The organism is Acetatifactor muris (assembly GCF_024623325.1).
Taxonomy (GTDB): domain Bacteria; phylum Bacillota; class Clostridia; order Lachnospirales; family Lachnospiraceae; genus Acetatifactor; species Acetatifactor muris.
This window is the reverse complement of the sequence record NZ_JANJZD010000011.1, coordinates 120442-137501: the sequence shown is the minus strand read 5'-3', so window position 1 is coordinate 137501 and position 17060 is coordinate 120442. Positions and strand designations below refer to the sequence as shown.

The window sequence follows — 17060 nt, the reverse complement described above, 5'->3', positions numbered from 1 at the left end:
GATAATTTTACCAAAAATCAAACAGCAGCCTGGGAGTCTGGCTGCGGAACTAAAATGAAGGAGAAGATGCCATGAAAGGAAAGAAAGCAAAATGTGCGGGTCTTGCACTATGCTGTACGGCGGCTGCATTCTCTCTTGCGGGCTGCGGCAGCAACGGGGACGATGGGAAGATTCAGATCGAAATTGTCCAGTACAAACCGGAAGCGGCGAACTATTTTGAGACGGTGGAGGAGGCGTTCAACGCCACGCACGACAATATTCACCTGACTATCAGCTCGCCGAATGATGCGATGACAATCCTGAAGACCAGGTTCATCAGAGAGGATTATCCGGACATCATAGGAATCGGCGGTGATATTAATTATTCCTATTTTGTGGACGCTGAGATTCTGACGGATATTTCCGATTATGAGGGATTGAAGAATATCAATTCCGGTTACCTGGAAATTGCCGAGTCGCTGGAGCTGGTACCCACAGATGGAACCTATATTGTACCCTATGTGGCCAATGCAGCCGGCATTCTGTACAACAGAGATATGTTCGCAGAGCATAACTGGGAGATTCCCGAGACCTGGGATGAAATGATTCAGCTGTGCGAAGATATCAAAGCGGAAGGAATTCTTCCATTTTATTTTGGCTTCAAGGATACCTGGACCTGTCTGGCTCCCTGGAATGCCATGGCAGTGGAGCTGGCGCCTTCGGATACGGCAAAGCAGGTGAACAGGGGAGAGACCACCTTTACCGATCAATACCGAGAGCTGGCAGAGAAATATGTGCAGCTGCTGCCCTATGGACCGGATGACCCTTTTGCCTATGGATACAATGACGCATGTACCGCTTTTGCCAGGGGAGAATCCGCTATGTACCCTATCGGAAGCTATGCGACGCCTCAGATTCTGTCCGTGAATCCGGATCTGAATATTGATTCCTTTGTCATGCCGGCCAGCAATGCGAAAGAGGACAGAACGCTGAACTCTGGAATTGACCTGGGATTCTGTATTATGGAAGGCTGTGAGAACAGAGAAGCGGCATATGAAGTTCTGGATTTTCTGTTGGCGGATGAGAATCTGCAGCAGTATATAGACGCACAGAATGCGGTTCCCTGCAAAAATGGAGAATTTCAGCTTGCCTCCATGCTGGACGGAATGCTTCCCTTTATCGAAGAGGGGAATATGACGGACTATCAGGACCATTACTATCCCTCGGAGATGTCGGTGGATGCGTTGCTTCAGACCTTCCTGATTGAGAAGGATGTGGACAATTTCCTCACGATTTTTGATACGAACTGGCAGCGGTACAACAGGGATATCATCCGCATGGTGCAGGATTATGAACAAAGTCATTGAAAACTGTGAGGGAGAGGAGAAGAGACGATGAAAAATGATAGAAAGAGAACATTTTTACTGATTACCATACCGATTCTGGCTTTGTTTGTCTGCTTTAATACCATCCCCCTGATTCGAGGTGTAGTGTACAGCTTCACCAATTTCAGAGGATTCGGTAAGTATGACTGGGTAGGGTTCCGCAATTACATGGACTTATTTACGGATGCCAGGGTAGGAAAATCTTATTGGTTTACCATTAAGCTGGCTGTGGTGACCACCATTGTGGTAAATGTGCTCAGCCTGATTCTGGCGCTGGGTCTGAACAGCAAGATCAGAGCGAAAGGCTTTTTCCGGGGAGCGTACTTTCTGCCCAATATTCTTGGCTCTCTGGTTGTAGGTTATATTTTCAATTACTTTTTTACATATATTATTCCGGCCCTGGCGGACATGACCGGAATCAAGTCTCTGAGCACCAGTATCCTGTCCAGCCCCGGCAAAGCCTGGATCGGGGTTATGATCGTATGTGCATGGCAGGCTATTGCCATGAACACCATCATTTATATTTCGGGACTGCAGACAGTGCCCGAGGATGTATATGAAGCCGGCGGCCTGGACGGCGCCACAGGGTGGAAGCAGTTCAAGCACCTGACCTTCCCGCTGATTATCCCGTTTTTCTCCATCAACATGGTGCTCAGTGTGAAGAATTTCCTGATGGTATTCGATCAGATTGTGGCATTGACTAAGGGGGGGCCCTCCCAGAGTACAGAATCCATTTCTTACCTGATTTACAATAATGGTGTGTCAGGAGGACAATTCGGATTCCAGAGTGCCAACGCAGTGGTGTTCTTTATCGTGATAGTTATTATTTCCGTTGCCCAGATGAAATTTTCCGGTTCGAAGGAGGAGCAGCTATGAAACATACATCCACAATTGGTAAACCGAACAAAACCGTTATGATCCTGCTGATTCTGGGGCTTTCCACGATTATATTCCCCTTGTATATGACCATCGTGATTGCCTTTAAGCAGCCTTCGGAGATGACGAACAGCATCGGAGGCATCCTGTCTCTGCCAAAGACCTGGAGTCTGGATAATTTCAGAGAGGCCATGAGGGTGACTGATTTCTGGCGCTCTCTGGGGAACAGTCTTCTGATTTCCGTGACCACTATTGTACTGTCGGTAGCCATTCATTCCCTGATGGGCTATGCACTGGGAAGAAATAAGGCGAAGAGCAAATTTTACAGTTTCGTATACCTTTTTATCGTCAGCGGTATGTTCGTTCCTTTTGCCATTCTGATGATGCCTCTGGCAAAGCAGACGGCAGAGCTGCATCTGGCCAACTGGGCCGGTGTTATCATTCTGTATGTAGTGTTCTACATGCCCATGAATGTGATGTTGTATTCCGGATACCTGGTAAATATTCCCATTGCCCTGGAGGAAGCGGCCAGAGTGGACGGTGCTTCCACCTGGAGGACTTACTGGAGTATTATCTTTCCCATCATGGGACCCATGCATGCCACTGTTGCAGTTATCACCGCACTGGCTGTCTGGAATGACGTGATGACTCCCCTGATCATTATGGCGGGCTCCGGACAGAATACGCTGCCGCTGGCACAGCTGAATTTCCAGTCCCAGTTCGGCACAAACTATAACCTGGCGTTTGCATCCTATCTGCTTTCGCTGATTCCGATTCTGATCTTCTATCTGATCTGTCAGAAACAGATTCTGAACGGCGTGACAAACGGAGCGGTGAAGTAAACAGGAAAATGTGAAATCTGCATTTACAGTGAAGGAAATTTTCGGGGGTACTGTGTATGGAATGAACAGGAACCTTACGCGGCCGGCCCGAGAAAGGCCGGCCATTTTTTCACTTGCGGAGAGCTGAAAATTTAGTTAAAATGTTACTATCCAATTGTGAAAAGGTGGTAAGACAAAAGTTATGGCAATTAGTTATCAAAGTGAAAAGCGCATATTTACATTACAGACGGAGAATACGACTTATCAGATGAAAGTGGATGATTTCGGCTTTCTGCTGCATCTGTATTATGGCGGAAAGATATCCGGAGAGATGGATTATCTTCTCACCTATCTTGACAGGGGATTCTCGGGGAATCCTTTCGATGTGGGCGCGGACAGAACCTATTCCATGGATGCACTGCCCAGAGAATATCCGGATCTGGGGACCGGAGATTACCGGAACAGCGCCATTGTCATTCGGGGAGCAGACGGCTCTGAATGCTGTGATCTGCGTTATGCAGGATATGAGATAAAAAAGGGAAAGTATGCCCTGCCCGGGCTTCCGGCAGTGTCTGCGTCCAGGGAAGAAGCCGAGACACTGGAGATTCTGCTGGAGGATCCGGTGAGCAAGGTACAGGTCCGGTTGCTGTACGGGGTGCTGCCAAAGGAAGATATTATCACACGAGGGGCTGTAATCGGCAACAAGGGCAGCAGTGAGATAACTGTGGAGAAGGCGGCTTCAGTCTGTCTGGACTTTGTCACAGGAGAGTATGACCTGCTGACATTTTACGGAAGGCATGCCATGGAGCGCAATTTCCAGAGGACAAAGGTGGAACACGGCTGTTTTTCCATTGGAAGCCGCAGGGGAACCTCCAGCCACCAATATAATCCGGCGGTGATTCTGGCGGGACGGGATACCACGGAGGACAGTGGAAGCTGCTATGGCTGTGTGTTTGTCTACAGCGGGAACTTCCTGTGTGAGGCGGAGAAGGACCAGTTCGGACAGACCAGAGTGCTGATGGGGCTGCAGGAAGATTTATTCCATTATCCGCTGAAGACGGGTGAGACATTGCCGGTTCCGGAGACTATTCTGGGATATACGGACCAGGGACTGGGAAAACTGTCGAATATGTTCCAGCGCTGTATCAGGAATCATATCTGCCGGGGGAAATTTGCTCATCAGACCCGGCCGGTTCTTCTCAACAGCTGGGAGGCGGCCTATTTTGACTTTGACGGTGAGACCATTGTCAGGCTGGCGGAGGATGCTGCCGGGCTGGGAATCGATATGGTGGTCATGGATGACGGATGGTTTGGAAAGAGAGAGGATGACAACAGCGGGCTGGGAGACTGGCAGGTAAACGAGAAGAAGCTGGGCTGCACGCTGGGAGAAATGATTGAGAGGGTGAATGCCCGGGGAGTGAAGTTCGGTATCTGGATTGAACCGGAGATGGTCTCCGAGGACAGCGAACTGAACAGAGCGCATCCTGACTGGGCTATGCGTGTTCCGGGAAGGAAGCCGGTTCGGGGCAGGAACCAGCTGGTGCTGGATTTCTCCCGGAAGGATGTGCGCAGCTATGTCTTTGACCGAATCTGCGATATTCTGGATCAGGGAAATATCGAGTATGTGAAATGGGATATGAATCGGAGTATTTCCGATGTGTACTCCATGGAAAAGCCACAGGGAAAGGTCCTGTATGACTATGTGTTGGGTGTATACGACTTTCTGGAAAAGATGACTGCCAGATATCCGGATATTCTGATTGAGGGCTGCAGCGGGGGCGGCGGAAGATTTGACGCAGGTATGCTGTATTACACGCCCCAGATCTGGTGCAGCGACAATACGGATGCTGCGGACCGGGTGCGGATTCAGTATGGGACATCCTTTTTTTATCCTGCTTCCGCGGTGGGGGCTCACGTGTCCGCAGTGCCCAACCATCAGACAGGCCGCTGTATCAGTCTGAAAACGAGAGGTGTGGTGGCCATGGCCGGCACTTTCGGCTATGAACTTGACCCGGGAAAGCTGACGGAAGAGGAGAAGGAGACCGTAAAGGAACAGGTCCGGCAGTATAAGAAATACGCAGATCTGATCCGGACAGGGGACTATTATCGGTTGTCCAATCCTTTTCAGGACGATTTCGGAGCCTGGATGTTCGTGGCGGAGGAGGGGAACCATGCACTGCTGAATGTGGTGATGCTGGAAAACCATGGGAACATGACAGTGAGCTATGTGAAACTGCGGGGGCTGAAGGCGGACAGGCTGTATGAGGATACTGCTTCCGGGAAGAAATATTACGGTTCCGCGTTGATGGAGGCAGGGCTTCCCATACCTGTGGAAATGGGAGAGTACAGGGCTTATCAGTGGGAATTCAACAGCTGACGGTAAGTTGGCAGGTTGGATATTGCAAAGAATCGGCGCCTGTGGTAAGCTGAACTGGAAACAGAAATATTTGCGGCACAGAGGAGACAGCCTGCAGATGTGGAGGAACCAGACGACAACATGAAATCGAAAACATTACGGATTACTTATACAGCAGCTTTGACAGCACTGCTGGTAGTGATACAGGCAGTTACCGCGGGGCTGGGGAACACGATTGTCACCGGAACACTGGTCAATGCCGTCTTAATTATTGCCGCTGTGACAGGGGGACTTTGGTCAGGCGTATTTGCTGCCGTGGTTTCCCCTGTCATGGCGAAGCTGCTGGGGATAGGGCCGCTCTGGAGCCTGATTCCCTTTATTGCAGCAGGGAATATTTCTCTTGTGACTGCCTGGCATTTCCTGGGCAGACTGCGGGGAATTTCGCTTTATGCCGCACGGACAGCGGCAGTGATTGGAGCGGCGGCAGTCAAATTTCTGGTGCTGTATCTGGGAATTGTGAAGATTGCGGTGCCCCTGCTTTTGAAACTGCCAGAACCCCAGGCCACTGTGATTTCGGGGATGTTTTCCGTTCCGCAGCTTGTCACAGCGTTACTGGGAGGAATTGTGGCGCTGCCGGTGCTGATATCACTGAAAAAAGCGGGTCAGGGTTGAAGACTGCTTCCATTTTTCCGATTCAGAAACAAGCGCGGCGATACGGGCATCTTTTTCCGCCAGTGCCGCTTTGGCCCCGAACAGAGCCGTATCCTTTTCAGAAAGGCCTGCTTTTGCTTTTACCAGTTCCATGTCCTTATCGGCAAGGAGTGTTCTGACTTTTGCCAGCTCCATGGTTTTCTCTGCCAGTGCAGATTTGACTTTTGCCAGTTCCACATCTTTTTCGGCCAGCAAAACCTCCTGTTTCAAAAGCTGATCCTGCTGCTGACGGAGCAGTTTGAAGGTCTCCTCCGCAGATTGGAGCATGGATATGAGACTCTTCTTTTCTGTGTTCTGAATCATTTCATTTTCCTGTACTGTCATTTTGATTTCCCCTTTATAGCTGCCGTGAATTGTATTCAATTGTTCAGTGCCGTTTTCTGAGCTACCTCCGTCTTCTTTTCATAGCAGGCGAAAGCGCTGTTTACCAGATTCTGATCCGGCTTCGGCGTGAAAAGGCTGACAATCGGAACAATTACCAGACCTGCCAGCATAGCGATAGCGCCACAGTTGATAGGGGACTGCATAATCTCCGGGAAGGAAGGCCGGAAGAAAATGTTGGCTACCATCAGAACGGAGCTGAACAGGAAACAGACCCAGCAGGATGCTCTGGTGACTCTTCTGGAATAAAGCGAGTACAGGAAGGGAGCCAGAAACGATCCGGCCAGGGCGCCCCATGACACGCCCATCAGCTGGGCGATAAAGGTTACGGCACTTTTATACTGAATCAGAGCGAGAACAGAGGAGATGGCGATAAATACAACAATCAGGGCACGCATACATAGTACCTGCTTTTTCTCACTCATGTCTTTGCGGAACAATTCTTTGATAAAGTCAATCGTCAAGGTGGAACTGGAGGCCATGACCAGGGAGGAAAGAGTGGACATGGAGGCCGACAGAACCAGAATCACCACCAGCGAAATCAGCAGGGGAGATAACCCGGACAGCATAGCGGGAATGATGGCGTCGAAGCCGTCCGCGGCGATATCTACCTGATCGGAGAATAATCTGCCGAATCCACCCAGAAAATAGCAGCCGCCGGCTACAACCAGGGCAAAGAGGGTAGAGATGATGGTGCCTTTTTTAATAGACGCCTCATTTTTTATCGCATAGAATTTCTGTACCATCTGCGGCAGCCCCCAGGTGCCCAGAGAGGTAAGAATGACCACAAACAGCAGATTCAGCGGGTCCGGGCCAAAGAATGAGGAGAACGTGCCCGGCGTTGAAGAGACAGCTTCGTCTGTGACTTTTGCCAGGCTGTCCAGCGCTGTCATGAAACCGCCTTTGCTTTTTAAGACGGCGGCGATAATGGTAACGATACCGCCCAACATGATGATGCCCTGAATGAAATCATTGATGGCAGTGGCCATGTAGCCGCCTGCAATGACGTAGATTGCTGTCAGTACGGCCATGAGAATAATGCAGACAGAATAATCAATGTTGAATGCCATTCCGAAAAGCCTTGACAGACCGTTATACAGTGAGGCAGTATACGGAATCAGGAAGATGAAAATGATTACGGAAGCGCCGATTTTAAGGGAGCGGCTTCCGAAACGTTCCCCGAAAAACTGCGGCATGGTGGCTGAGTTCAGATGCTGGGTCATAATGCGTGTTCTGCGTCCCAGTATCGCCCAGGCCAGCAGGGAGCCGATAATGGCATTTCCAATTCCCGCCCAGGTGGCGGCAATGCCGTATTTCCAGCCGAACTGTCCGGCGTAACCCACGAACACAACCGCCGAGAAATAGGAAGTACCATAGGCGAATGCAGTCAGCCATGGGCCCACAGAACGTCCGCCCAGTACAAAGCCGTTGACATCGGTGGAATGCTTGCGACAATAGAGACCTATGCCAACCAATACTGCGAAATAGATGATGAGTAATACAAGTTTCATGACAATGCTCCTTCTGCATTTTTGATTCAACACATTGAAAGTTTAAAGTGCTAAAGTGACTATACCACAGAAAGAACACAGATGCAAATCTTTTTTGAAATTGAAAGGAAATTGTGAAAAGCCTTTCAGAGGAGGGCTCTGTCGGATTATATCGAAAACAGCAGTATAATCCGAAGTATATGATCGTGAAATTCTGCTCTTACATCGCCGCCCATTTTTTTCATCAGCTCCTGTACGATGAACAGGCCAAGGCCGGAGGAACTTTTACCCCGGGCCGGATCCGCCTTGTAAAAACGATCGAATATCCGGGCCGGATCCAGGGTACAGTCTGCCTGTACCGGATTCTCGAAAATGATACCGGAAACTTTCTGAGAGGAAAGTTCCGGATGGCAGGCAGTGTTCCGGCAGGAATACTGTGCACTGTTGGGCGGGTATGAGACGATTTCGCGCTGAGAGATAGTGAGCCCCCCTGTTCCATGGATGAGAGCGTTCTGAATCAGGTTCATAAAAATACGCTTCAGGGCGTCTTCTTCCGCCAAAATGCAGAAAGATTCCGAGGAAAAGGAAACTTCCGGTGAAACTCCTTTTTCTTCGAATTCGGTATAAAAGCTTAACAGACAGCTTTCCAGAAGGGGAAATACCTGTATTTTTTTCAGGCTGTCTTCGGGGAAGACAAACTCCTCGTTTGTGAGTTTTGTGTACAGAAACAGCTTTTCCAGCATATCTTCCAGCTCGATTAATCTGATGGAAGCAATTTCCAGATAATGGTCTTCTTTGTCCGAATTTTGACATTCCCGTGCCAGCTGGATATAACCGGAAGCTCCGGTAAGCGGAGTGCGGATATCGTGGGCCAGATTCGTAATACTCTGCTTCAGCTGTTTTTCCGCTTTATCATATCGGAAGTGACTGGTATCCTTTGCCGCAAGAACCTGATTCATTTTTTGGCACAGGACGAGCAGAACACGCTGGCGGCTGTTAACCGCCAGCTCCAGATGGCTTCCCCGGGCGATTTCGTCAAGTTGACCGCAGAGAGAATGGATATCCAGGCAGAGCCGTATATAAAACAGAGCGAGAAGGGCACAGGCTGTAACTGACAGGATAAATAAGACACACATTTTTATTCTCGTCCTTTCCGGAAAATTTTCAGTGATACAAACGGATTCTTCTGTCTGTCAGATGTCCTGCCTGCTAAGAGAGACAGCGGCGATAACGGAATAGAGAATCAGGAATACCAGTCCCACGAAAATACCTCTCAGATCCTCCATTTTGGCATAGGAGGAGGGCGCGAAGGCAAGGTTGTAATACAGGGTATAATTTTGCCAGCCCTCTAAATGGAATAAGCCTGTGAAACTGTAAATGACAGCCTGGACAATGCCGCTTGCCAGCAGCAATGTTGTCAGTACACCGGCGGTAATGCTCCGTGTGAAGAAGCAGACCATAATAATCAATGCCGAGAAGGCCGTGGTGTTGATCCAGGCATTTGTCAGATAGAACAGGATATCTCTGAAACCGGTAAAAGGAGCCAGATGTCCGAACAGCAGGTTGAGCAGGATGCAGAAGGCATATTGCAGCGTAAGGTATAAGAAACTTAAGATTCCTGCGGTTATTACCTTACTTATCACGTATTTCCATCTGTACCGGTGCAGTGACATAATATTTTTCAGGAAGCCGCTCTGGAAATCCAGGCAGACGAACAGCGCAACCAGAATTCCCAGAATGACGCTGTATCCGCCGCCGTCTATTGCGATTTCCCGGAACATCAACAGAGAATCATAATCTCCTGCGGAGAAACTGTCGTCTCTGAGCGTCTCCGCGATACCGATTTTCGCTGCGAACGTCAGTCCCCTGGGCGTGGTCGCCATCCATACGAACCAGAAACAGATTATGGATATTACCAATAAAATGGCAAAACAGATATAAACGGAACGGCTTCTTTTGAGCCGGTATAAATCCATGCGCAGCAGATTAAACATTTTTTCCATTTCCTTTCTTTACACTTTGACTGTCATCTGAATGGCTGTTGTCCATACGGGCCAGAAAATATTCTTCCAGATCCATATGGTGGAACCCGGATGCGTAGACCTGTATCCGGTTCTCCACGAGAATCTGGTTCAGCATGGCGCCTTCGGCCAGCCCATAGATGCGTATAGTTCGATTATCCTGTACTTCTGTCCGAATATTGTCTATATGTTCTTCGATCAGCGGAAGAGCACGCTTTACATCGTCTACTTCTATCTGGTAATAATCCGCACAGCTCCTTTCCAGCTCCTGCTTGCTGACCTGTTCCACCAGGTTTCCGTCCTTGATGATTCCATAGTGGGTGGAAATCTTGCTGAGTTCACCCAGAATATGAGAGCTGATAAGGAAAGTCTTCCCTTCTTCGTTCAATGAGAAAATCAGCTGGCGAATTTCCCGGACGCCTTCCGGGTCCAGGCCGTTGATGGGTTCATCCAGAATCAGCAGATCAGGATTCCCCAGGAGGGCAAGGGCAATGCCGAGCCGCTGCTTCATTCCCATGGAAAAAAGTTTCGTCTGTTTGCTGCCGGTGTTGGAGAGGCCGGTCCGGTCCAGTATCCGGTCCACGCTTTTTTCGTCAGACAGGCCCATGCATTTTGCCTTCATGAGCATATTCTGCCTTGCGGTCATTTTTGGATATAAACCGGCAGATTCAATCAGACAGCCGATTCTCCTGGCAACCAGAGGATCCGACACAGGCTTTCCAAACAGTCTGATTTCACCGGATACAGGTTTGGCCAGGCCGCACAGCATTTTCAGAGTGGTTGATTTCCCGGCACCGTTCCTTCCGATAAATCCATAAATTGTCCCTTCTCGAACTTGAAGATTCAGATGGTTTACGGCTGCTTTTCCCTTATAAGTTTTGGTGAGGGCGATTGTCTCCACAGCCAGTGAATCCCATTTTTTTTCCATTACATTCCAGTCTCCTTTCCTTTGCAAAAACAGTATTTGCTTTTCTGAAAGATATATTAAGAGAAAAAGGTTCATATATCGCTCAGAAAAGTTTAAGAAAAGGTAAAGATATGAGAGCAGTGACCTAACAAAGTTTAAAGCCCATCCCCCACACTGTCTGAAGATAGGAATCTGTTCCGCTTTCCTTTAATTTTGCGCGAATATTGCTGATGTGCACATTGATGGTTTTGTCATCGGCAACATAGTCTTCGCCCCAGACATATTCATATATCATCTGTTTGGAAAAAACACGTTTCGGATTGCGTATCAGGAGTTCCAGAATTAAAAATTCGTGCTTTGTCAGGATAATCTGTCTGCCGCAGGCCTGCATTTCCAGAGTATCCGGATTCAGTATCCATTCCCGGTACTGATAAATCCGGCCTTCCGGTAACGCTTCTTCGCGTCCGCCCGCATCTCTTGTACGTCTCCGCAGCTGTACCTGAATCCGTACCAGAAGTTCCGGCAGATCAAAGGGTTTGCAGATATAGTCATCGGCTCCTGCTGAGAGTACATTTACCTTGCTGTCCAGTTCACTTTTGGCAGACAGGACTATCACAGGTGTTTTCCGGGCGAAAATGGAGACAAGCTCTTCTCCGGCGATACCGGGGAGCATCAGGTCCAGCAGGACCAGGTCGAAGCTTTCCATGGAAAAGAGCAGCTTTCCTTCGCTTCCGGAAAAGGCCTGCGTGCATGTATAGCCGTGGCTTTCCAGGTACTCCCGCAGCATCTGATTGTTTTCTGCATCGTCTTCTACAATTAAGATATGTTTCATGAGAATTACCACCTTTATCATTTTTGAGTAGAGCTATTGGCTGTTAACTTCACGTTTAATTCACAAGGGACGGGTTCCTGCAAGGACCAACGAGGGACTGCCCCAGAGGCCGGGATTCCTGCAAGGACTTACAGGGGGCCTGTCGCTAATGTCCAGATTCCTGCGGCAGGTCAGGGCAAAGCAAAGGGACGGCAGAGGAGGCCGGTGGTTCTTTCCTCGGCGGGGTAACGCGCCGGTAAACTAAGCCTCAACTTCGACTAAAGCGCGAAAGTACCGCGCTTAAGTCTGCGTAGAGGCTGGATTTTACCTCTGCTAAGGGCACCCCTCAGTGCTGTCGAAAAGAACCACCGGCCTCCTCTGCCTGTTTATTGCAGGTTACACTGGCCTGGGACAGGTATGGACGATTCCTTTGATGGCCGGCATGGTTCGTGAAGTTCCAGTCTTCTGCAGCCATAAGCTGAGCTGTGATATTGCCCACTAATCCATGCGGAAAGACAGGCGGAGAAGGGGTGGGAGGCTCTTTCCGACAGCACCAAAGGGGTGCTCTTAGCAGAGATGAAATCCACTGCCTACTGAAACTTGGGAGCGGTACTTTCGCTCCTTAGTTTCTGTTGGCAGTTAGTTCATCGGCGCGTTACCCCTGCCGAGGAAAGAACCTCCCACCCCTTCTCCGCCGTCCCTTCGCTTTAAAGGAAGGGCCTTTGTTGGGCCTTGCAGGTATCTTGGCCTTTAGCGGCAGGGCCCTGTTGGGCCTTGCAGGTATCCTGGTCTTTAGCGGCAGGGCCCTGTTGGGCCTTGCAGGTATCCTGGTCTTTAGCGGCAGGGCCCTGTTGGGCCTTGCAGGTATCCTGGCCTTTAGCGGCAGGGCCCTGTTGGGCCTTGCGGGTATCCTGGCCTCTGGCCTCAGGACCTTTACAGGTCCTTGCAGGGACCTGCCCCTTGTGAAGTAAACGCGAAGGTATTACACAGCTTGAAAATGTAGCTTTATTGTACAATAATCAGATAGATTTTGCAAACCGGGGTTGCATAAACTCTTTTTGTCGAATAAAATAGAGATATCACATTATTACAGGAAAGAGATCGGAAGAGACAAGAGAATTTTATGAATACAAATCAGATAATCATTATCACGGCCATTTCCGTGGGAGCCATGCTGGTCAGCGCAGTGCTCTATCTGCTGAAGCGGGCAAAGAGAAGAATGCCGGAGAACTTTGACCTGATGGAAGGGCATGAATTTGAATATTATTGTGCGGAGCTGTTGAAGAAATGCGGTTTCCAGGACGTGGAAGTTACCAGGGGCAGCGGTGATTACGGTATAGATGTCCTTGCGGAAAAGGACGGGGTCACATATGCCATTCAATGCAAATGCTACAGTGCGCCGGTGGGGGTAAAGGCGGTTCAGGAAGCATATGCCGGCCGGGATTATTATGACAGAATGGTGGGGGCAGTGCTCACCAATCAATATTTTACCCAGCCTGCCGTGGAAGCGGCCAGGAAGCTCAGGATACTCCTGTGGGACAGGGGATATCTTGAAAGTATGGCTGAAGAGGAGAGAAGCTTTTGAGATTGCGCAGCAGACGACCGGATGGGGTGTCTGCTGCGGTGGCGTGATGGCGCAGATCAGGATTGCAGCCGCTCCTGAAGGCTGAGAAAGTCCGAAGGACCACAGTCCAGATAAAAACAATGGAAGCGATAATCCGTATATTCTTTTCCCCACAGCTCTTTCGCCTGTTCCCGAAGGGATAAAATCTCCAGATATCCCAGATAATATTTGGGATAATTGCAGGGGGACTGTATGATATAATTATAGATGGAACGGGAGGATTCGGAGTCCGTGATACCGAAACTTTCCAGTACTTTTGCAATCTGGCTGTAGCCAGCGTTTTCATAATGTATCATTATATCGAGCAGGGAATACAGACACAGCTGCAGACTGCGGTTGTGTCTTTCGAGCCGGGCCATGAGAGCAGCCGTCTCCTGATTATCTTCCAGTAGAAGCTGCACAGCATAATCATAAGACAGAAATTCCACATATAATGCCCAGCCTTCCTGATAACCACCGTACCAGAGCAGCTGTCTGGCCGGACGTTCGCCGGAGGAGAGAGCAGTACGATTGTGATACACTGTCTGGTACAAATGTCCGGGATAGCCTTCATGTGCCAGTGTGGTGTACAGTTCCAGCCCGTCGGGTGTCTTGCTGCGGTTTATGTAAATGTTGTTGGCGGCCGTGTCATCCAGAGGGGCGGTCAGATAAAAAGCCGGCGCGCAGTATGCTTCCAGGCTGGGGGATACCGCTTTGACCGCTATGTCCGAAGAAGGTCCGGGAATGGCCGGGAAATCTTCTGCCATTCTGTTCTGCAAATCCAGTAACATCTGAGAAGCATTTTTATATGGAAAATCTTCTGTCGTATCCAGGGTGAGATTCTGCACGATTTCGGGATGATTCCGGGCAAGTTTTTTGATTTCGTCATATTCTCTGCCAAACTGTGCGGTCAGCATTTTCTGAATCTCACTGATCGGGCGATAGGAACCGGTCTCGGAAATCAGCAGCTGTTCATAGTAGGTCTGCCCGTCAGGCAGTGCTGCCAGGCCGGAAGGCAGTATGGAGTCATCCTCCAGCTGAAGGAGGCCGTCCCCCAGGGCAATGTAGGCCGGCAGCAGTACGGTTTTCAGCAGCCGGTTGTTCTGTGCCGCATAGGAGGCAGCCTCTTTGGGGGTTATCAGCTTTTCCTGAAGCATTTTCTCCAGTCGTTCCTGAAAAGTGGTCTGGAGAAAATGGGTTCCTGCGTCCAGAATTTCTCCGGTGATAATGGTGTCGCATTGTCTGCGGACTTCTCTCAGGAAAGAGCCGGGCATGCCATATCCGGCGGCAGATTTTTCCTGTTCATAGACAAGCAGTGAGGCAAAGTAATCATCGGTCTGGTCCAGCAGTGCCAGATAATCTTCCACATCCCGCTTACCGCGGAATGTATATTCCGCCAGCAGGATGGGCAGACGGGACTGGGCGCCCGAGGAGGGAGAGAGCGGTTCACTGTAATAAGGAAAACTGTCCAGAGCCAGGGTGTTTTCCAGAGAACGCGTCATCAGCCGCCAGAGGATGGCATCGGACTCGGAAAGCTTATCCGGACGTATGGCTTTCAGGGCGGCCAGCGTATTTTCCGTTTCGGCCTGGCTCTGCAGTGCAAGGTCAGCATGATAGCAGGACAGAACAGGCTCATAGTCATGAATGCCGAAGTCCTCCGGATTTGCCAGGGTATAGTGCATATTCAGCGTATTGGCCTTCATGTCGTTTACGAAAAGGGTGTTGGTAATGTTGGTGAACCGTTTTTCATCCCGCCGCCAGGAAAAAAGGAACAGTGTCATGCCGGAGAAGGCCAGCAGGAAGCAGAGGCCGAAAAACAGTTGTCTGAAGGAAATGGAAGAATGCTTTTTCAAAGGATCACCTGAATGAAAATATTGTTATAATATATGTAGAGAAGGAAAGGGTTATGTTTGGCCGGAAAACGTAACCATTCGGAGGGGCACTGAACTGTAATGAAAAACAGACGAAAACAGACGAATTCGAGAAAAAACAGTTGACGGGCATATTTTGCTGTGTTATAGTAGAGAAACGAGATAAGATTTTAGGTCTTTTTTTATGCTTAAAATAAAACGGCGAAAGAACATGTGGAGGTAGCAAAATGCGTACAAAAATCATTTTAGCTTGTACAGAGTGCAAACAGCGTAACTACAATACTACCAAGGAAAAGAAAACACATCCCGACAGGATGGAAATCAAGAAGTATTGCAGATTCTGCAGAAAGCATACACTGCATAAAGAAACCAAATAAGGAACCGGCAGCACAGTCAGCTCGGAGTTGCCAGGGAAAGGTATGGTCAAGATGGGAAATTCTGTAGAAAAGAAAGCAGGCCCTGGATTTTTCAAGGGGGTTAAGCAGGAATTTAAGAAAATTGTGTGGCCGGACAGGCAGTCTACCTTAAGGCAGTCCATTGCGGTGGTTACGATTTCAGTGGTGGTGGGCGTTGTCATTGCGATACTGGATTATGTGGCAAAAGCAGGTGTGGACTTCATTATATCGATTTAGGCGAGGGTGATTATGGCAGAGGCAAAATGGTATGTGGTTCATACCTATTCGGGATATGAGAACAAAGTCAAAGCCAACATTGAGAAGACCATAGAGAACAATAAGCATCTTGCGGAGCAGATTCTGGAAGTGCGGGTTCCCCTGCAGGACGTAGTGGAGATGAAGAACGGAGCCAGGAAGACCGTGCAGAAAAAGATGTTTCCGGGTTATGTGCTTCTCAATATGGAAATGAATGACGACACATGGTATGTTGTCCGGAATACCCGGGGCGTTACGGGCTTTGTGGGACCGGGAAGCAAGCCGGTGCCCCTGACAGAGGCGGAAATGAAGCCTCTGGGAATCAAAACCGAGAATATTTCCATTGATTTTGCGGAAGGGGACAGCATTGCTGTTGTGGCGGGTATCTGGAAGGATACCATCGGTATCGTGCATAAGCTTGACTACAGCAAACAGACAGCAACCATTAATGTGGAGCTGTTCGGCAGAGAGACCCCGGTGGAAATCAGTTTCGCGGAAGTCAGAAAGTTATAAGTAGGTATTTCCCGTTCGGAAGGGCGGTTGAATACATGTGCGGACATATGCATTGTGGAAAACCCATAACAGATGTCCCGGCAAAAAGTGGGAGCAGAGTTGCAGAATATACCGTTTCATTGGGAAGCGGGAAGCTTTTTCTGCCGCATCTGCGCCGAAGTGCCGTCAGACCAGGGGGTTAAGGCAGCTGTGCCGAAACCGATGGCGGCGGTTTACCACAATATAGGAGGTGCCAAAATGGCAAAAAAAGTAACAGGTTATATCAAATTACAGATTCCTGCCGGCAAAGCAACACCGGCTCCGCCTGTTGGTCCTGCACTTGGACAGCATGGCGTGAACATCGTTGAATTTACAAAGCAGTTCAACGCGAGGACCGCGGATAAGGGCGATGTCATCATTCCCGTGGTAATCACTGTATATGCGGACAGATCCTTTAGTTTCATTACGAAGACCCCTCCTGCGGCAGTGCTGCTGAAGAAGGCGTGCAATGTAAAGTCAGGCTCCGCAGTACCCAACAAGACAAAGGTTGCTTCTATTTCCAAAGCGAAGCTTCAGGAAATTGCAGAGCTGAAAATGCCGGATTTGAATGCGGCAAGTGTGGAAGCTGCCATGAGCATGATTGCGGGAACGGCACGCAGCATGGGCATCACAGTCGAGGAGTAACGAACAGGAGACTTGTAAAAAC

General features: G+C 49.4%; 17 protein-coding genes. 10 read left to right on the top strand and 7 right to left on the bottom strand.

All coding sequences use genetic code 11. From position 1 onward, the window contains the following. Positions 1-71: 71 nt before the first annotated feature. The 5 genes from NSB25_RS12465 (at position 72) to NSB25_RS12445 (ending at position 6089) form a co-directional block, all read left to right on the top strand. Positions 72-1346: an ABC transporter substrate-binding protein gene (locus NSB25_RS12465; RefSeq protein WP_103239909.1), complete on the top strand. Its 1275-nt coding sequence runs from the start codon at positions 72-74 to the stop codon at positions 1344-1346. A 27-nt stretch (positions 1347-1373) separates the two neighbouring features. Continuing rightward, positions 1374-2240, top strand: a complete 867-nt coding sequence (locus tag NSB25_RS12460; RefSeq protein ID WP_103239910.1) for a carbohydrate ABC transporter permease — start codon at positions 1374-1376, stop codon at positions 2238-2240. Next, a complete protein-coding gene (locus NSB25_RS12455) occupies positions 2237-3082 on the top strand; it encodes a carbohydrate ABC transporter permease (RefSeq protein ID WP_172455106.1) in 846 nt (281 codons plus the stop codon). Before NSB25_RS12460 ends, NSB25_RS12455 begins: the two co-directional genes overlap by 4 nt. 181 nt (positions 3083-3263) lie before the next feature. Next, the gene (locus tag NSB25_RS12450) at positions 3264-5438 is read left to right on the top strand and encodes an alpha-galactosidase (RefSeq protein ID WP_103239911.1); all 2175 of its coding nucleotides are present in this window, start codon (positions 3264-3266) and stop codon (positions 5436-5438) included. Between the two features lie 120 nt (positions 5439-5558). Then, positions 5559-6089 carry an ECF transporter S component gene (locus NSB25_RS12445; RefSeq protein ID WP_103239912.1) on the top strand — a complete coding sequence of 177 codons (531 nt, stop codon included), beginning with the start codon at positions 5559-5561 and terminating at the stop codon, positions 6087-6089. Here the strand turns inward: NSB25_RS12445 and NSB25_RS12440 are convergent. The 6 genes from NSB25_RS12440 to NSB25_RS12415 form a co-directional block, all read right to left on the bottom strand. Continuing rightward, positions 6063-6452 (bottom strand): hypothetical protein, encoded by a 390-nt coding sequence (locus NSB25_RS12440; protein WP_146040044.1) that lies wholly within the window; start codon positions 6450-6452, stop codon positions 6063-6065. The genes NSB25_RS12445 and NSB25_RS12440 overlap by 27 nt on opposite strands. A 35-nt stretch (positions 6453-6487) precedes the next feature. After that, on the bottom strand, positions 6488-8020 hold the full coding sequence (locus NSB25_RS12435; RefSeq protein WP_103239914.1) for a sodium:solute symporter family protein: 1533 nt from the start codon (positions 8018-8020) through the stop codon (positions 6488-6490). A gap of 146 nt (positions 8021-8166) precedes the next feature. After that, positions 8167-9135 (bottom strand): sensor histidine kinase, encoded by a 969-nt coding sequence (locus NSB25_RS12430; protein WP_103239915.1) that lies wholly within the window; start codon positions 9133-9135, stop codon positions 8167-8169. Between the two features lie 57 nt (positions 9136-9192). Continuing rightward, positions 9193-9993, bottom strand: a complete 801-nt coding sequence (locus tag NSB25_RS12425) for an ABC transporter permease (RefSeq protein ID WP_172455107.1) — start codon at positions 9991-9993, stop codon at positions 9193-9195. Next, the gene (locus NSB25_RS12420) at positions 9986-10948 is read right to left on the bottom strand and encodes an ABC transporter ATP-binding protein (protein WP_103239917.1); all 963 of its coding nucleotides are present in this window, start codon (positions 10946-10948) and stop codon (positions 9986-9988) included. The genes NSB25_RS12425 and NSB25_RS12420 overlap by 8 nt, the downstream gene beginning before the upstream one ends. 124 nt (positions 10949-11072) lie before the next feature. Beyond that, on the bottom strand, positions 11073-11759 hold the full coding sequence (locus NSB25_RS12415) for a response regulator transcription factor (RefSeq protein WP_103239918.1): 687 nt from the start codon (positions 11757-11759) through the stop codon (positions 11073-11075). A gap of 1102 nt (positions 11760-12861) precedes the next feature. Here NSB25_RS12415 and NSB25_RS12410 point away from each other — a divergent pair. After that, entirely contained in the window at positions 12862-13323 is a 462-nt protein-coding gene (locus tag NSB25_RS12410; protein ID WP_103239919.1) for a restriction endonuclease, read from the top strand. A 56-nt stretch (positions 13324-13379) separates the two neighbouring features. On the opposite strand, the gene NSB25_RS12405 is transcribed toward NSB25_RS12410, so the two are convergent. Further along, positions 13380-15194, bottom strand: a complete 1815-nt coding sequence (locus NSB25_RS12405; RefSeq protein WP_103239920.1) for a DUF885 domain-containing protein — start codon at positions 15192-15194, stop codon at positions 13380-13382. A gap of 245 nt (positions 15195-15439) precedes the next feature. Between NSB25_RS12405 and rpmG the strand changes: the two genes are divergently transcribed. From rpmG to rplK, 4 genes are all read left to right on the top strand, one after another. Next, positions 15440-15589 (top strand): 50S ribosomal protein L33, encoded by a 150-nt coding sequence (gene rpmG, locus NSB25_RS12400; RefSeq protein ID WP_103239921.1) that lies wholly within the window; start codon positions 15440-15442, stop codon positions 15587-15589. 42 nt (positions 15590-15631) lie between these two features. Beyond that, entirely contained in the window at positions 15632-15844 is a 213-nt protein-coding gene (gene secE / locus NSB25_RS12395) for a preprotein translocase subunit SecE (RefSeq protein ID WP_242982416.1), read from the top strand. A gap of 12 nt (positions 15845-15856) precedes the next feature. After that, a complete protein-coding gene (nusG, locus tag NSB25_RS12390; RefSeq protein ID WP_103239923.1) occupies positions 15857-16375 on the top strand; it encodes a transcription termination/antitermination protein NusG in 519 nt (172 codons plus the stop codon). 237 nt (positions 16376-16612) lie between these two features. Further along, complete coding sequence (gene rplK, locus NSB25_RS12385; protein WP_103240011.1) at positions 16613-17038, top strand: 50S ribosomal protein L11; 426 nt, start codon at positions 16613-16615, stop codon at positions 17036-17038. The last annotated feature ends 22 nt before the right edge of the window (positions 17039-17060 follow it).

Bases quoted from the DNA above. Each gene is read 5' to 3' on its own strand.
- NSB25_RS12465 (WP_103239909.1), top strand. From the start codon at position 72: ATGAAAGGAAAGAAAGCAAAATGTGCGGGTCTTGCACTATGCTGTACG.
- NSB25_RS12460 (WP_103239910.1), top strand. From the start codon at position 1,374: ATGAAAAATGATAGAAAGAGAACATTTTTACTGATTACCATACCGATT.
- NSB25_RS12455 (WP_172455106.1), top strand. From the start codon at position 2,237: ATGAAACATACATCCACAATTGGTAAACCGAACAAAACCGTTATGATC.
- NSB25_RS12450 (WP_103239911.1), top strand. From the start codon at position 3,264: ATGGCAATTAGTTATCAAAGTGAAAAGCGCATATTTACATTACAGACG.
- NSB25_RS12445 (WP_103239912.1), top strand. From the start codon at position 5,559: ATGAAATCGAAAACATTACGGATTACTTATACAGCAGCTTTGACAGCA.
- NSB25_RS12440 (WP_146040044.1), bottom strand. From the start codon at position 6,452: ATGACAGTACAGGAAAATGAAATGATTCAGAACACAGAAAAGAAGAGT.
- NSB25_RS12435 (WP_103239914.1), bottom strand. From the start codon at position 8,020: ATGAAACTTGTATTACTCATCATCTATTTCGCAGTATTGGTTGGCATA.
- NSB25_RS12430 (WP_103239915.1), bottom strand. From the start codon at position 9,135: ATGTGTGTCTTATTTATCCTGTCAGTTACAGCCTGTGCCCTTCTCGCT.
- NSB25_RS12425 (WP_172455107.1), bottom strand. From the start codon at position 9,993: ATGTTTAATCTGCTGCGCATGGATTTATACCGGCTCAAAAGAAGCCGT.
- NSB25_RS12420 (WP_103239917.1), bottom strand. From the start codon at position 10,948: ATGGAAAAAAAATGGGATTCACTGGCTGTGGAGACAATCGCCCTCACC.
- NSB25_RS12415 (WP_103239918.1), bottom strand. From the start codon at position 11,759: ATGAAACATATCTTAATTGTAGAAGACGATGCAGAAAACAATCAGATG.
- NSB25_RS12410 (WP_103239919.1), top strand. From the start codon at position 12,862: ATGAATACAAATCAGATAATCATTATCACGGCCATTTCCGTGGGAGCC.
- rpmG (WP_103239921.1), top strand. From the start codon at position 15,440: ATGCGTACAAAAATCATTTTAGCTTGTACAGAGTGCAAACAGCGTAAC.
- secE (WP_242982416.1), top strand. From the start codon at position 15,632: ATGGTCAAGATGGGAAATTCTGTAGAAAAGAAAGCAGGCCCTGGATTT.
- nusG (WP_103239923.1), top strand. From the start codon at position 15,857: ATGGCAGAGGCAAAATGGTATGTGGTTCATACCTATTCGGGATATGAG.
- rplK (WP_103240011.1), top strand. From the start codon at position 16,613: ATGGCAAAAAAAGTAACAGGTTATATCAAATTACAGATTCCTGCCGGC.